The sequence below is a fragment of the Corynebacterium sp. genome (assembly GCF_022712195.1).
In the GTDB taxonomy this organism is placed as follows: Bacteria; Actinomycetota; Actinomycetes; order Mycobacteriales; family Mycobacteriaceae; genus Corynebacterium.
This window is the reverse complement of sequence record NZ_JALAGY010000052.1, coordinates 1-15,352: the sequence shown is the minus strand read 5'-3', so window position 1 is coordinate 15,352 and position 15,352 is coordinate 1. Positions and strand designations below refer to the sequence as shown.

Sequence of the window (15,352 nt, the reverse complement as noted above, 5' to 3'; positions counted from 1 at the left end):
GGGAGCACACGCATGAAGCGCACCAACCACAAGAAGGCGCGGCTCGAGCAGTCCCGCCGCCCGAAGAAGAACCCGCTCAAGGCCGAGGGCATCGAGACCGTCGACTACAAGGACTACGCCCTGCTGCGTAAGTTCATCTCCGACCGCGGCAAGATCCGTGGCCGTCGCGTCACCGGTCTGACCCCGCGTCAGCAGCGTGAGGTCGCCACCGCGATCAAGAACGCACGTGAAATGGCTCTCCTGCCGTTCCACAGCCGCTGATCCTGCACGAACTCCACGTTGCAGCAGCGCGCGTTTAACTAAGACCTTCTGAACCCCGTCACCGGTCCGCCGGCGGCGGGGTTCAGTCGTACCTGCGACACCGGATGCTAGCCTGAGACATCCCCACCGGCACCGGAGAAGCACCGGAGACAGGCCGGAGAACGCCCGAAGAATCCCCCGTGAAAGGCACCCGTGACCAACCCCTTCGACCCGAACAACCCCTCCCAGGGGCGCCCCGAGAACACCGGCGGCGCCGACAGCACCGGAGGGCTCCCGTCCTACGGTGACTACGTCAGCGGTGGCGCCGGCGGAGCCGGGTACGACCCGAACTTCGGGTACGGCCAGACCCAGGACCCCGGCTACCCGGTGCCCGGTGACTCCTACCCCGGGGCGGGCCGTCGGCTCGGGGCGTACCTCATCGACGCCGTGCTCTTCTTCTTCGTGATGGCCGTCATCATGGGGTTCTTCCTCGTGCCCGATTTCCTCGACTGGGTGGACAACTACTACGCCTGGCTCGACGCCGGTCAGGTCGGTGCCGAGCCGGAGCTCGCCATGGGCAAGATCTATCTCCTCGGCGTACTCTCGGTCGTCCTGTGGTTCATCTACCGGGTCCTCATGGAGACGAGCAAGGGACGGACCGTGGGCAAGATGGCGCTCGGCATGAAGGTCGTCGACGCGGACGGCCGCACGATCTCCGCGAAAGACTCCTTCATCCGCAACAGCTGGTACCTGGCGATCACAGTCGCCGGCATGATCCCGTTCGTCGGCACCTTCGCCACCATCGGCATCTACGCCGCGTTGGGTGTCCTGATCGCCCGCGACCCGCACCGCCAGCACCTCTGCGACTCCTGGGCGAAGGCGTACGTCGTCTACGGGCGCTGAAGCCCCGCCCCTCCCCCACATCGGTGAGGTGGCCACCGGCCTGATCTAATAGAGCACATGCTTAACGTTCTCAGCGGGTTCATGGTGGTCGTCATCATCATCGCGCTGGGCTACGCGGTGGGACGCCGTGGGCTCCTGGGCCCCCGCGCCGTCTACCCGCTGAACATGTTCGTGTTCTACCTGGCCACACCGGCGCTGCTCATCAACTTCCTGCGCGAGGCCGACCTGGCCACCCTCTTCGGGGAGAACCTCGCGGTCGTCGTAGTCAGCACCCTCGCCGCCGGAGCGCTCGGCTTCCTCGGCTACCGCTTCCTCGCCCGCCGCCCGGTGTCCGACAGCCTGGTCACGATGCTGGCCTGCTCCTACTGCAACGGGTCGAACCTCGGGATCCCGATCACCACCCACGTGCTGGACGACCCCACCGCCTCCCTGCCGGTGATCATCTTCCAGGTCGCCGTCTACGGGCCGGTGACGGTGCTCCTGCTCGACGTCACCTCGCGACGTTCCCGCACCGGTACCGCCGACCACCTCGGCCCCCTGGTCCGCGAGCTTGTCCTCGGCATCGTCCGCAACCCGCTCATCCTTGCCGCGGTGGCCGGGGTCACCCTGTCCCTGGTGCACACCGGGACCGGCAGGGAGCTGCCGGACATCCTCGCCGAACCGGTCTCCCTGCTCGCCGCCGGAGCCGTACCCGCCGCCCTGGTGGCCTTCGGGCTCTCCATGGCCGAGGTGACCGTACTGGACCGGGAGACCAGCCCACGGCGCAGCGTGTGGATCGCCTCGCTGATGAAGACGGTCGGCCACCCGCTGCTCGCCTACGCCGCCGCCCGGCTGCTCTTCGACGCCTCAGGCCCCGCCCTGCTCGCCTTCGTGGTCGTGGCGGCCCTGCCGACCGCACAGAACGTGTTCACCTATTCCCAGCGCTTCGGCGTGAACACCGTGCTTGCCCGCGACTCCGCGGTCGTCAGCACCATGCTCTCGATCCCCTCCATCGCGGTGATCACCGTCCTGCTGGGATAGCCGGTGGCTCCCCCTCGTGAAGCACGGTCCGCCGCATTCAGCTGCTGGCGGGCGGTGCGGCGTGCGACCATCCGGGGTACACCATCCCGAAACCGGAGGTTCCATGACCCACCGCCCGTCACCGACGCCCGCCACGAACACCACACCTGACCCCACCCCGGATGCCACCCCGGATGCCACCACAGCCACTCTGGACGCCCTCGCCGTCGAAGGTGACACACTCGACGGCCTCGTCCGTGACCTCGACGGGGAGGGCTGGGCATCCCCCACCCCGGCGACCGGGTGGACCGTGGCTCACCAGATCGCCCACCTCGCCTGGACCGACGAGGCCGCGTCCGCCTCCCTGGCCACACCCCCGGACACCGCGGACGGCCCCTTCGCCGGCTACCGGCGCCGGTTCGACGCCGACCCGTCCGGGGCCGTGGACGCGACCGCTGCCGAGGGGGCGGCGGCACCACCCGGCACGCTGCTGGACCGGTGGCGCGCCTCCCGTGCCCGGCTCGACCGCGACATGCGGGATGCCGCAGCGGGTACACCCGGGAAGTTCCTCTGGTTCGGACCTTCCATGAGCCTTCGGTCGATGGCCACCGCCAGACTCATGGAGACCTGGGCCCACGGTCAGGATGTGGCGGACGCGCTCGGCGTCCGGCGTCCGACGTCCCCCGGGCTGAAGGACATCAGTCACCTGGGGGTGATCACCAGGGACTTCGCCTACGTGAACAACGGGCTCACCCCGCCGACCGGGCAGTTCCGGGTGGAACTGCACGCGCCTGACGGGGAGCGGTGGACCTGGGGCCCTGACGAAGCAGCCGGGACCGTGCGGGGCCCGGCACTCGACTTCTGCCTCCTGGTCACCCAGCGGCGGGAGGTGGAGGACCTCGACCTGGAGATCCTCGGCGACGAGGCCCACCGGTGGGCGGGGATCGCCCAGGCTTTCGCCGGACCACCGAAGGCCGTCATGCGTAACCGGTGATCACAGGCCGCGGACCGGTGCGGCAGTCGCCTCCCGTACCTCCTGCGCCGTCACACCGGGGGCGAGTTCCACCAGGACGAGCCCGTCCTCGTCGCGGTCGAGAATGCACAGGTCGGTGATGATCCGGTCGACCACACCGACACCGGTGAGCGGCAGACTGATGTCCCGCACGATCTTCGGGGCACCGCTGCGGCTTCGGTGCTCCATGAGGACCTCCACCCGGCGCGCGCCGACCACCAGGTCCATCGCCCCGCCCATCCCCTTGACCATCGAGCCGGGGACCATCCAGTTGGCCAGGTCACCGCGGTCGTTGACCTCCATACCGCCGAGGATCGCCAGGTCGATCTTCCCGCCCCGGATCATCCCGAAACTCGTCGCCGAGTCGAAGGTGGCTGATCCGGGCAGGGCCGTGACCGTCTCCTTGCCGGCGTTGATCAGGTCGGGGTCCAGTTCCTCCCTCGTCGGCGACGGGCCGATGCCGAGCAGCCCGTTCTCGCTCTGCAGAACCACGTGCACGTCCGGGGGAACGTGGTCGGGGATGAGGGTGGGCAGCCCGATCCCCAGGTTCACGTACTGTCCGTCCTTCAGGTCCCTGGCCGCCCGGGCCGCCATCTCCTGTCTGCTCCAGCTCATCGCAGCCTCTCCTTCTCCACGGGTTTGTCCGCCGCCTGTGCGGCGGTGAGTTCCACGATCCGGTGGACGTAGATCCCCGGCAGGTGGATGTCGTCCGGGGCCAGCTCGCCCTTCTCCACCACCTTCTCCGCCTCGACGATGCAGGTCCTGCCCGCCATGGCGGCCAACGGGTTGAGGTTGCGGGCGGTGAGGTTGAACCTCAGGTTGCCGGCGGTGTCGGCGACGGCGGCGCGCACGATGGAGAAGTCCGCGGTGATGGCGGTCTCCAGGACGCACTCCCGTCCGTTGACGACCCGGGTCTCCTTCGGCGGTGACACTGTCACCACCTCGCCGTCAGGCCCGTACTTCCACGGCATCCCGCCGTCGGCGACCACCGTGCCCACCCCGGTCCTGGTGTAGAAGCCCTCGATGCCGGAGCCCCCGGCGCGCATGCGCTCGGCGAGTGTGCCCTGCGGGGTGAGTTCGAGTTCGAGCTCACCGTCGAGGTACTGGCGGGCGAACTCCTTGTTCTCCCCGACGTAGCTGGCGATCATGCGCCGGATCTGGCCCGAGTTCAGCAGCAGGCCGAGGCCGACGCCGTCGAGGCCGGCGTTGTTGGACACCACCTCGAAGTTCCCCACGTCGCGGCGGGAGAGTTCGGTGAGGACGACCTGGGGGACGCCGCAGAGTCCGAAGCCGCCGACGGTCAGTGTCGCCCCGTCGGGAATGTCGGAGACGGCCTGCGCCGCGCTCATCAGGGTGGTCATGACCTGCCTCCGTCCGCATCCTCACTGTTGCAGCTTTTGCTGCTGTCGCCGCTGTAGAGCCCGAGGATGCCGATTGCCTTCTCCCGCATCTCCACCTTGCGCACCTTGCCCGACAGCGTCATCGGGAAGGAGTCGGTGACGTGGACGTACCTCGGCACCTTGAACCGGGCGAGACGGCCCTCGCAGAACGCGGCGATGTCCTCGGTGTTGAGCGGGTCCGACCCGTCGTGCATGATGACCCACGCCATGAGTTCCTCGCCGTAGCGGTCGTCCGGCACGCCGATCACCTGGACGTCGGCGATGTCGGGGTGTTCGTAGAGGAACTCCTCGATCTCCCGCGGGTAGATGTTCTCCCCTCCCCTGATGACCATGTCCTTGATGCGGCCGGTCACGCGCACGTAGCCGTCGGCGTCCATGACCCCCAGGTCACCGGAGTGCATCCAACCGTCGGCGTCCACGGCCTCGGCGGTCTTGTCCGGCATGTCCCAGTAGCCCTGCATCACCGCGTAGCCGCGGACCAGCAGTTCGCCCTGGACCTCCCTGGGTACGGTGTTGCCCTCGAGGTCCACGATCCTGACCTCGAGGTGCGGGCCCACCCGTCCCACGGTCTCGACCCGCTTGACCACCGGGTCGTCCGGGAGCGTCTGGTGGTTCACCGGGGAGGTCTCGGTCATGCCGTAGGCGATGCCGATCTCGGTGACGCCGAGGACGTCGATGACCTCGCGCATGGTCTTGGTGGGGCACGACGTGCCCGCCATGATCCCGGTGCGCAGCCGGGACAGGTCGAGGTTCTTTCCCTGCTCCTGCCACTGTTCGAGCAGCTGGAGCTCGGCCATGAACATCGTCGGCACGCCGAGCAGGCTCGTCGCCTGTCCGTGGTGGACGGCCTCCAGGGTGCTCTCCGGGGAGAACACCGGCCCCGGGATGATCATCGCGGCCCCGCGGGTCACCGCGCCGAGAACACCGATCACCATGCCGAAGCAGTGGAAGAAGGGCACCGGTATGACCACCCTGTCGGAGCTGCTGTACTTCAGCCTCTCGCCCAGCAGGTAGCCGTTGTTGAGGATGTTGTGGTGGGTAAGCGTCGCCCCTTTCGCCATGCCGGTGGTCCCCGAGGTGTACTGGATGTTGATCGGGTCGTGGGGGTCCAGGGTCTCCCGCACCGGGTCCAGGTCGGCGATCGGGTGGGAGGCCAACTCCTCCCACCTCTCCGACCCGAAGAAGACGGTCTCCCGGTAGGGGCGGTCGAAGGTGTGCTCCACGGTGCCGATCATGGCCCGGTAGTTGGAGTCCTTGAACCGCCCGGCGGAGAACAACGCCTTGACCCCGGCCTGGTTGACCGCGTAGGTCAGTTCGCGGGTGCGGTAGGTGGGGTTGATGCAGACGAGGATGGCGCCGATCTCGGCGGTGGCGAACTGCAGGACGGTCCATTCCCACCGGTTGGGCGACCAGACCCCGATCCTGTCGCCGCGGCGGTAGCCGGCGTTGTGCAGGCCGGACGCCAGGCGCAGCACCTTACGGTGGAACTCCTGGTAGCTGAGGTGGATGTCACCGTAGAAGTCGATGAGGGCGTCGTTGTCGGGGAAGGAGGCGACAGTCCTGGCCAGGCTCTGGCCGATGGTCTCCTCCAGCAACGGGGTGTCGGTGGGGCCGACGAGGTGCGACAGTGCGGGGTCGAGGGCGGCGGGGTCGGACAGGGTGACCCCGCGGTCGGTGGTGTGCGTGCGGTGGACGGGCGCGGTCATGGTGTGTCAGCTCCTGGATGTGCGGCGGAGGATGGATTCGGCCTGGTGACGCAGTGGGGCGTCGATCATGCGGCCGTCGAGTGCGAAGGCGCCGGAGTTGGCCGCCGCCCCTTCGGCGACGCGGCGGGCCCACTCCTGCTGTTCCGGGCTGGGCAGGTAGGCCTCCCGGATGGCCGGTACGAGTGCCGGGTGGATGGCCAGGGTGGCGGCGAATCCGCTGGCGGCGGCGTCGACCGCCTCAGCGGAGGCTCCGGCGGTGTCGGTGGTGTCGGCGTGGATCGAGTCGACGGCGATGACCCCGGCGGCTGCGGCGTGCAGCAGGACCGACGAGCGGACGAACCGCGGGACCTCGCGGTACCCTCCGGCGTGGCCGGATGGCCCGCCACCGGTCGTGTGGTGTTCGTCCGCCCCGTAGCGCGAGGAGGTCCCGCCCAGTGCCGCGGTAAGGTCCTCGGCACCCCAGCACAGCGCGTCGACCTGCGGATGCCCGGCGATCTTCGGGAGGGACAGAACGCCACGGGGGGTCTCCACCAGGGCGAGGACCCGCCAGGTCGCCGCCTCCGGGTCGACCGCGGCCAGGGCGTCCACCGCCTCCGGCCCCTCGACCTTCGGCACCATCACAGTGGTGAAGGGACTGTCGGCGACCGTGCGCACGTCCTCCGCGAAGTCCGGGGTGCCCGGCGCGTTCACCCGCACGACGGTCCGGGCGAGGTCGGGGGTTCCGTCGCGCCCGGCGGCGAGGATGTTCTGCCTGGCCTGCGGGCGGTTCTCGGCGCGGCAGCCGTCCTCCAGGTCGAGGATGACGACGTCCGAGCGCCGGGCGGCGGTGGCGAACCGCTCCGGCCGGTCCGCCGGGGCGAAGAGCAGGGCGGGCCCCGCCGGTTCCCACGGTGCGGGCCCCCTCATGATGCGCCTCCGTCCGCCGGACGGCAGGCCACCAGCGTGGAGCGCACCGCGGTGCACACCACCTCCCCGTGCTGGTTGCGGCCGGTGTGCCGCAGTTCCACGATGCCCTGGTTCGGGCGCGACGCCGAACGACGGGTCGACAGGCAAGTCGTCTCGGCGTAGAGGGTGTCGCCGTGGAACATCGGTGCCGGGAAGGTCACCTCCGAGAACCCGAGGTTGGCCACGATGGTGCCGAGGGTCAGCTGGCTGACCGACAGGCCCACCACCGTGGACAGGGTGAACATGGAGTTGACCAGCCGTTCACCGCGGAAACCCTCCTGGGTGGCAGCCCACGCGGCGTCGAGGTGCAGTGGCTGGGTGTTCATCGTCTGCGTGGTGAACAGGGTGTTGTCTGCCTCCGTCACGGTGCGGCCGGGACGGTGCAGGTAGGTCGTCCCCTCGGTGAACTCCTCGAGATACAGGCCCCGTTGCTCCACGGTCTGGCCCGGATTCTGGGCCGGATTCTGGGCAGCCATCAGCGGTCCTCCAGTCCGAGCGACCGGGCGATGAGCATCAGCTGCACCTCGGTGGTGCCCTCCCCGATCTCCAGGATCTTGGAGTCGCGGTAGTGCCGTGCCACGCGGGTCTCGTTCATGAACCCGGCGCCACCGAATACCTGGGTGGCGTCGCGGGCGTTGTCCATCGCCGCCTCCGAGGCGACCATCTTGGCGATCGACGCCTCCCGGCTGAAGTCGGCGCCGGAAAGCATCTTCGCCGCGGCCGCACGCCACGCCTGACGTGCCGACCAGGCCCGCGCCTCCATCCGCGCGATCTTGAAGGAGACCCCCTGGTACGCGGCGATCGGGTTGCCGAAGGAGGTGCGTTGCCGGGCGTACGCCACCGCCTCGTCCACGCACCCCTGGGCCACGCCGGTGGACAGTGCGGCGAGTGCCACCCGCCCCTCGGCGAGGATGGACAGGAACTGGGCGAAACCTCGGCCTCTCGTGCCCAGCAGGTTCTCCTCGGGCACGCGGACGTCGTCGTAGCTCAGCGGGTGGGTGTCCGAACTGTTCCAACCGACCTTGTCGTAGGCGGGCTCGGCGGTGAACCCCGGGGTGTCGGTCGGAACGATGATCGCCGAGATCTCCTTGCGGCCGTCCTGCCGGGTGCCGGTGACCGCAGTGGTGGTGACCACCGAGGTGATGTCGGTGCCGGAGTTGGTGATGAACTGCTTGGACCCGTTGATCACCCAGGTGCCGTCGTCCAGTGCGGCGGTCGTCTTCGTCCCCCCGGCGTCCGACCCCGCCTCCGGTTCGGTCAGCCCGAAGCCGGCGATCCTGCGTCCGGCGAGCAGGTCCGGCAGCCACCGTTGTTTCTGCTCCTCGGAACCGAACCGGTAGATCGGCATAGCGCCGAGGGAACAGCCGCCCTCCAGGGTGATGGCGACCGACTGGTCCACGCGGGCGAGTTCCTCGAGTGCCACGCCCAGGGCGAGATAGTCCCCGCCCATGCCGCCGTACTCCTCAGAGAACGGGAGCCCGAACAGTCCGAGCTCCCCCATGCCGGCGACGATGTCGTAGTCGAAGGTGTGGTTGCGGTAGTTCTCCGCCGCCTTCGGGTCGACGACCTCGTTGGCGAACTCCTCGACGGTGCGGCGCAGCTCGGCGAGTTCGGGCGTCAGGCCGTCATCGGCCAGGGAACGGGTGGTGCGTGTGGTCATGGTGGTTCCTCTCAACAGTTGTTCATCAGTGGGGTGTTCAGCCGGTGACGGTGGCCAGCACGGTGCCTGCCGCGACCTTGTCGCCGACGGCGCACCGTATCTCCACCGTCCCGTCGTGGGCGGCGGTCAGGGAGTGCTCCATCTTCATCGCCTCCACCGCGATCAGAGGCTGACCGGCGGTGACGGTGTCCCCGTCGCCGACACGCACGTCGACGACGGTGCCCGGCATCGGGCTGAGGACGTCGTCCTCCCCCGCCGCGGCGTCCACCGCGTCCCTGGCCAGGGTCAGGCGGCGGAGCACCCACGTGCCAGGCCCACCGGAGACGGCGACGCCGGGCCCGTCAGGGGTGGACACCGGTCTGGTCACCCAGCGTCGGGACGCCGAGGCGCGCCCGGCGGGTGCAAGCAACCGGGTGGTGTCAGTGCCACCGGTGCCGCCGGTGCCGCCGATCACGGTGAACGGTCCGTCCTGCCCGGCCAGTTCTCCAGTGTCGACGGCCGTCCGGGTGACGCTGACGCCGTCGGCCCGTTCATACAGCAGAACGTCCGTCGGCCCCGCGCCGGGCACGGACAGCCGGACGCGGAAGGGCGCGGTCTCCCCGCCCAGCCGCCACCCGTCCGCGGCCGCCCACACATCGTGGTGGCCGATGCCCCGCGCCTGTGCCCGGGCCTCGTCGCGGAATGCCAGGGCCGCGGCCAGGACGGCCTCCCCCGGGGCCTCAGGGGGTGAGAAGTCGTCGGCGATCCGGTCGAGCAGTCCGGTGTCCAGGTCACCGGCGCGGACCCGGGTGTCACGAAGAAGGAAACGGTTGAAGTCGGTGTTCGTGCCGGGGCCGACGATGAGCACGTCCGCCAACGCGGCGTCCAGCCGGCCGACCGCCCGGTCCCGGTCGGCACCGTGCGCGATGACCTTGGCCAGCATCGGGTCGTAGTCGGAGGTGACCTCCTGGCCCTCGACCACGCCGGCGTCGACCCGGACCCCCGGCCCGTCCGGCCAGCGCAGCGCGGTGATCCTCCCCCCGGTGGGAAGGAAGCCGTTCGCCGGGTCCTCGGCGTACACCCTGGCCTCCACGGCGTGGCCGGTCAGTGTCACCTGGTCCTGGGTGACGGGCAACGGTTCGCCCTGCGCCACGCGTATCTGCAGCTCCACCAGGTCCAGCCCGGTGACCATCTCGGTGACAGGGTGCTCGACCTGCAGTCGGGTGTTCATCTCCATGAAGTAGAAGGTGTCGGGCCGGGCGGCCGGGACGATGAACTCGACGGTCCCCGCACCGCGGTAGCCGCAGGCGCGGGCGGCGTCACAGGCCGCCTCACCGATCCGTGCCCGGGTCTCGACGTCCAACAGCACCGACGGCGCCTCCTCGATGACCTTCTGATGACGGCGCTGCAGGGAACACTCCCGTTCCCCGAGATGGATGACATTGCCGTGGGCGTCAGCCATGACCTGCACCTCGACATGACGGGGAGTGTCCACGAAATGCTCGATGAACAGGGTGTCGTCGCCGAACGTGGAGGCTGCCTCGCGCCGTGCGGCGGCGAGCACCCCCGGCAGGTCCGCGGGGTCCGCGACGACGTGCATCCCCTTGCCACCGCCTCCGGCGGATGGCTTGACCAGCACCGGGAACTCCACCCCTGCGCCGCCGTCGGAGCCGGTCACCCCGGCGACGAGCTCCTCGTCGGTGAGACCGGGCCGGGACAGACCGGGCACGGTGGGCACACCGCGTTCCTCGACGGTGGCACGCGCGGTGATCTTGTCACCCATCCCGGCGATGGCCTCGGCCGGTGGGCCGATGAACACGATGCCAGCGTCGTGACAGGCGCGGGCGAAGGCGGCGTTCTCCGAGAGAAAGCCGTAGCCGGGGTGGACGGCACCGGCGCCGGTCGCCACGGCCGCGGCGATCACCCGGACGATGTCCAGGTAGGACTCGGTCGCGGGGGCCGGTCCCAGCCGCACGGCGGTGTCCGCGGCGGCCACGTGCGGCGCCCCGGCGTCGGCGTCGGAGTACACGGCGACGGCGCGGAGGCCGGCACGGTGCACCGACCGGATGACGCGGCAGGCGATCTCGCCACGGTTGGCGACCAGGACGGTGTCGAACGCTGTGTCGGGGGCTGTGTCGGGGACGGTCATGTGGTTTCCTCTCTCACATCCGGAAGACGCCGAAGCCGTCACCGGCACGGTCGTCGCGGGGCACCCGGGCGCAGACGCCCAGTGCCATGGCCAGGGTCCGGCGGGTGTCGGCAGGGTCGATGACCCCGTCGTCCCACAGCCGGGCGGTGCCGTACCAGCAGCTGGACTTCTCCTCGAAGAGCTCCCGGATCGGCGCCTCGAACTCCTCACGCTGTTCGTCGCTCCAGGTACCGCCGTCGCGGTGGACCCTGGCCTCGCGCACCGTGGACAGTGTCATCGCCGCCTGCGGTCCACCCATCACCGCGACCCGGGCGTTCGGCCAGGCCCACAGGAACCGTGGCGAATAGGCCCGGCCGCACATCGCGTAATTCCCGGCACCGAAACCTCCGCCGGTGATCACGGTCAGTTTCGGCACACTCGCCGTGGCCACGGCGGTGACCATCTTGGCGCCGTTCTTGGCGATGCCGCCCTGCTCGTACTCCCGGCCCACCATGAACCCGGTGGTGTTCTGGAGGAACAGCAGCGGGGTACCGCGTTGTTCGCACAGCTCGATGAAGTGCGCGGCCTTCACCGCACCCTCGCCGAAGATCACGCCGTTGTTGGCGATCACTCCCACCCTGTGACCCTCGATACGGGCGAAGGAGGTGACCACCGAGTTGTCGTACTCCGCCTTGAACTCGTGGACCGACCCGATGTCGGCGAGGATGTCGATGACCTCACGGGCGTCGTAGGGGGTCCGGACGTCGGTGGGCACCACGTCATAGAGGTCGGTCTGCGGGCGCGCCGGGAACCGAGGCCCTGCCCCTGAGCCCCCTGAACTGCCGAGGCTGTCCGGCGGCAGTGTGGCGACGATGTCGCGGATGCGTTGGAGCGCGTCGGCGTCGTCGGCGGCGAGGTGGTCGGTCACCCCCGACACCCGGGAGTGCATGGCGCCGCCACCGAGCTCGTCGGCGGTGACGTCCTCCCCCGTGGCCGCCTTCACCAGCGGAGGTCCGGCAAGGAAGATCGTGCCCTGTCCCTCCACGATGACGGTCTCGTCGGAGATCGCCGGGACGTAGGCACCGCCGGCGGTGCAGGACCCCATCACCGCGGACAGTTGGGGAATGCCGCTGGCCGACATCCGTGCCTGGTTGTAGAAGATTCGGCCGAAGTGGTCCCTGTCCGGGAATACCCGGTCCTGTTCCAGCAGCATCGCGCCACCGGAATCCACCAGGTAGATGCAGGGCAGCCGGTTCTGCTCCGCGATCTCCTGGGCACGCAGGTGCTTCTTCACGCTCACCGGGTAGTAGGTGCCGCCCGACACGGTGGCGTCGTTGGCGGCGATGAGGCACAGGCGCCCCTCGACCAGCCCCACCCCGGCGACGATACCGGCACCCGGGACCCTCCCGTCGTACATATCCTCGGCCGCCAACGGTGCGATCTCGAGGAACGGGCTGCCGGGGTCGAGCAGGGCGTCCACCCGGTCCCGGGGGAGCATCTTCCCGCGGGCGACGTGGCGTGCCCGGGCCGTGTCCCCTCCACCACGCCGGGCACGGCGGAGCCGGTCGTCGAGATCGGAGACAAGTTCCCGGAAACCGGGCGCCCCCGTCGGCCCCGCGGTCCCCTCGGTCTCTGCGGCCTCCGCCGTGCTCTGCGCGCCTGCCGTCCCTGCCGTCCCTGCCGCCATCGCCTGGTCCTTTCCGGTCGGTCCGCAAGTGGTTCACTTTTGCAGAACTCATGATCCTCGGTTGCCAGGGAGCCTATATGACGCAGATCACTCCGTAAAGAGATCACTGAAGATTTTTTCTCTGCGACGGTCAAGAAACGCGTCTACCTGCCTATTCTCAGATAACAGGCATCTCTCGACACGATTGAACTGGACCTCGCGGTCACAATGAGTCACTATTGATGCAACTGACCGCTCTCCCCACATATCCCCGGAGCATCCATGCCCCCCATTCCACAGCAGGACCGCAGCCGCGAGACCCGCAGGAAACTGCTCGATGCCGCGATCGCCACCCTGTCGGAACACGGTGCCGCCGCCACCACCGTCAGTGCCGTCGCCACCCGGGCAGGGGTCTCCCGCGGCGCCGCCCAACGCCACTTCCTCACCCGGGACGTCCTCATCGAGGAGACGGTCACCGAGTTCTACACACGTCTGACCCGCGACCTACGGCAGGCCGTCGCCGACCTGGGCCCCGCCCCCACAGAACCCTCCGGGCACCCGTCGACGACGAAAGTGATCGAACTCGTCGTCGACTCATTCAGCAGCGACTCCTTCCGCGCAGCCCTGCACGTCTGGTCGGCGGCCGCCGGGGCCGAGAGCGACCTGCGCGACCTCATCGTCTCCGCCGACGCCCGCTACGCCCGGGAAGTGCTGCAGCTCATGGCGCTCGCCCTGGACGCCGACATGCTCGACGGCCCCACCCGGGAACTTCTGCGCATGACCGTGGACCTCGCCCGCGGTCTCGGCCTGGGCGCAGTGCTCATCGACAACGCCGATCACCGCCGCAGGACCGTGGCCCGCTGGTCGGCGATGCTGGAGCAGGGCCTGCGCCGCAACAGCTGACGACTCAGCGCCAGAGCAGCAACGCGTCACCCTGACCGCCGCCACCGCACAGCGACACCGCCGCCCGGCCCCCACCGCGACGGTTCAGCTCATGGGCTGCGGTGACCACCAGACGGGCGCCGGAGGCACCGATCGGGTGCCCCAGGGAGATCCCTCCACCGTGGATGTTCGTCTTCTCCAGCGGGTAACCCAGGTCCTTGACCGACTGCACGACCACCGAGGCGAAGGCCTCGTTGACCTCGAGGAAATCCAGGTCCTCGGCAGACCAGCCCTGCCGAGCCAGCGCCGCCGACACCGCCTGGGACGGCTGGGAGTGCAGCGAAGTGTTCGGACCGGCGGTCTCACCGGCCGCACCGAGTGCGGCGAGCACGGGCAGCCCGTTCTTCTCCGCGTAGGCACGCGACGTCAGCACCACCGCAGCGGCACCGTCGGAGATCTGCGACGCCGAGGCCGCGGTGATCGTCCCGTCCTTCGCGAACGCCGGACGCAGCGCCGCCAGCCCCTCCCGGGTCGTCTCCGGACGCACACCCTCGTCGGTGTCCACCACCACGGTCTCGCGACGCTTCCTCACCTCCACCGGCACGATCTCCTCGGCGAAGGTGCCGTCGTTGATCGCGGCCTCGGCGCGCTGGTTCGACAGGGCGGCGACCTCGTCCTGCTCCTCACGGGTGATCCCGCGGGTGGTGTTGCCCTCCTCGGTCTCCACCCCCATCGCCGTGCCGTGCACCGGGTCCGTCAGGCCGTCACGCTCCAGGGAGTCCTGCAGCGCCAGGGAACCGAACTTCGCCCCGGCACGCACCCCGGCAGCCAGGTGCGGGGCGTTGGTCATCGATTCCTGACCACCGGCGACGACGACCTCGGCGTCCCCGACCCGGATCATGCGGGCACCGTTGATCACCGCGTCCAGGCCTGACAGGCAGACCTTGTTCACCGTGACCGCCGGCGTCGACATCGGCAGACCCGCGGTGACCGCCGCCTGCTTGGCCGGGTTCTGTCCCGCGGCGGCCTGCACGACCTGCCCCATGTAGACGTAGTCGACGGCCTCCGCCGACACACCCGCCTTCTCCAGGGCGCCGGTCAGCGCCGCGGCGCCGAGCTCCACCGCGGACTTCGAGGCGAGTGCACCGAGCATCTTGCCCTGCGCGGTACGGGCGGCACCGACGATCACGATGTCCTCGGGGGACGGGGACAGGGACTGGCCGGACTGGCCGGGCTGGCTGGACATGATAGTTCTAAGCACCTTTCACGGGGGACGTGTCTTCAACCCACCATTATGGGCCAGTCGGGCCGACAGGGTGCCGTTCCCGTGGTTTTCACCGGAATTCAGGGGTCCCGGCAGCCCCTCACGACCCCCGGGATCGACCCGGCGGCTAGGCTCGGTGCCATGTCCGGATCCGGTGCCACCGCCGTCGTCGTCGGCTCGGGCCCGAACGGGCTCGCCGCCGCGCTCGTCCTCGCCCGCGCCGGCCTGGACGTCACCGTCCTCGAGGCCGCGGACACCCCCGGCGGCGGCGTACGCAGCGCCGACGTGACCGGCACCGGACTGATCCACGACCTGTGCTCCGCCGTCCACCCCCTCGCCCAGGTCAGTCCGCTGCTGCGAGACCCCGCCACCGGCCCCGCACTCACCGCACACGGACTGCACTTCGCCCACGCACCGGTCGACATGGTCCACATCCTCTCCCCCGGCACCGACGCCACCCTGCACACCTCCACCACCAGAACCGGCGCCGGACTCCCCGGACACGACGGCACAGTCTGGCGGGCCAGCTTCGGCCCCCTGGCCAGCCGCGCCCACACCGTGGCCGACG

General features: G+C 69.7%; 15 protein-coding genes. 6 read left to right on the top strand and 9 right to left on the bottom strand.

Annotated elements, in window-relative coordinates; genetic code table 11:
* Positions 1–12: 12 nt before the first annotated feature.
* The 4 genes from rpsR (at position 13) to Q0A34_RS06230 (ending at position 3,136) form a co-directional block, all read left to right on the top strand.
* Positions 13–261 carry a 30S ribosomal protein S18 gene (gene rpsR / locus Q0A34_RS06245; protein ID WP_038546820.1) on the top strand — a complete coding sequence of 83 codons (249 nt, stop codon included), beginning with the start codon at positions 13–15 and terminating at the stop codon, positions 259–261.
* Positions 262–453: 192 nt separating this feature from the next.
* On the top strand, positions 454–1,143 hold the full coding sequence (locus Q0A34_RS06240; RefSeq protein WP_291479148.1) for an RDD family protein: 690 nt from the start codon (positions 454–456) through the stop codon (positions 1,141–1,143).
* Positions 1,144–1,200: 57 nt separating this feature from the next.
* Positions 1,201–2,163 (top strand): AEC family transporter, encoded by a 963-nt coding sequence (locus Q0A34_RS06235; protein ID WP_291479147.1) that lies wholly within the window; start codon positions 1,201–1,203, stop codon positions 2,161–2,163.
* A gap of 103 nt (positions 2,164–2,266) precedes the next feature.
* Complete coding sequence (locus Q0A34_RS06230) at positions 2,267–3,136, top strand: TIGR03084 family metal-binding protein (protein ID WP_291479146.1); 870 nt, start codon at positions 2,267–2,269, stop codon at positions 3,134–3,136.
* On the opposite strand, the gene Q0A34_RS06225 is transcribed toward Q0A34_RS06230, so the two are convergent.
* From Q0A34_RS06225 to Q0A34_RS06190, 8 genes are read right to left on the bottom strand one after another with little or no spacing between them, the layout of a single operon-like run.
* On the bottom strand, positions 3,137–3,769 hold the full coding sequence (locus tag Q0A34_RS06225; RefSeq protein ID WP_291479145.1) for a 3-oxoacid CoA-transferase subunit B: 633 nt from the start codon (positions 3,767–3,769) through the stop codon (positions 3,137–3,139). It lies immediately after the preceding gene.
* A complete protein-coding gene (locus Q0A34_RS06220) occupies positions 3,766–4,515 on the bottom strand; it encodes a CoA transferase subunit A (RefSeq protein WP_291479144.1) in 750 nt (249 codons plus the stop codon). Before Q0A34_RS06220 ends, Q0A34_RS06225 begins: the two co-directional genes overlap by 4 nt.
* Entirely contained in the window at positions 4,512–6,260 is a 1,749-nt protein-coding gene (locus tag Q0A34_RS06215; RefSeq protein ID WP_291479143.1) for an AMP-binding protein, read from the bottom strand. Before Q0A34_RS06215 ends, Q0A34_RS06220 begins: the two co-directional genes overlap by 4 nt.
* Before the next feature lie 6 nt (positions 6,261–6,266).
* Positions 6,267–7,166 carry a CoA ester lyase gene (locus Q0A34_RS06210; protein WP_291479142.1) on the bottom strand — a complete coding sequence of 300 codons (900 nt, stop codon included), beginning with the start codon at positions 7,164–7,166 and terminating at the stop codon, positions 6,267–6,269.
* A complete protein-coding gene (locus tag Q0A34_RS06205) occupies positions 7,163–7,681 on the bottom strand; it encodes a MaoC family dehydratase (RefSeq protein ID WP_291479141.1) in 519 nt (172 codons plus the stop codon). The genes Q0A34_RS06210 and Q0A34_RS06205 overlap by 4 nt, the downstream gene beginning before the upstream one ends.
* Positions 7,681–8,865, bottom strand: coding sequence for an acyl-CoA dehydrogenase family protein (locus tag Q0A34_RS06200; RefSeq protein WP_291479140.1), 1,185 nt, complete (start codon positions 8,863–8,865; stop codon positions 7,681–7,683). The genes Q0A34_RS06205 and Q0A34_RS06200 overlap by 1 nt, the downstream gene beginning before the upstream one ends.
* 37 nt (positions 8,866–8,902) lie before the next feature.
* Complete coding sequence (locus Q0A34_RS06195; protein WP_291479139.1) at positions 8,903–10,993, bottom strand: biotin carboxylase N-terminal domain-containing protein; 2,091 nt, start codon at positions 10,991–10,993, stop codon at positions 8,903–8,905.
* A 13-nt stretch (positions 10,994–11,006) separates the two neighbouring features.
* Positions 11,007–12,659, bottom strand: coding sequence for a carboxyl transferase domain-containing protein (locus Q0A34_RS06190; RefSeq protein WP_291479138.1), 1,653 nt, complete (start codon positions 12,657–12,659; stop codon positions 11,007–11,009).
* Positions 12,660–12,920: 261 nt separating this feature from the next.
* Between Q0A34_RS06190 and Q0A34_RS06185 the strand changes: the two genes are divergently transcribed.
* The gene (locus Q0A34_RS06185; protein ID WP_291479137.1) at positions 12,921–13,541 is read left to right on the top strand and encodes a TetR/AcrR family transcriptional regulator; all 621 of its coding nucleotides are present in this window, start codon (positions 12,921–12,923) and stop codon (positions 13,539–13,541) included.
* Positions 13,542–13,545: 4 nt separating this feature from the next.
* On the opposite strand, the gene Q0A34_RS06180 is transcribed toward Q0A34_RS06185, so the two are convergent.
* Positions 13,546–14,766, bottom strand: a complete 1,221-nt coding sequence (locus Q0A34_RS06180; protein WP_291479136.1) for an acetyl-CoA C-acetyltransferase — start codon at positions 14,764–14,766, stop codon at positions 13,546–13,548.
* A gap of 159 nt (positions 14,767–14,925) precedes the next feature.
* Here Q0A34_RS06180 and Q0A34_RS06175 point away from each other — a divergent pair.
* On the top strand, positions 14,926–15,352 hold a 427-nt coding region (locus tag Q0A34_RS06175; RefSeq protein WP_291479135.1), incomplete at its 3' end, for an FAD-dependent oxidoreductase.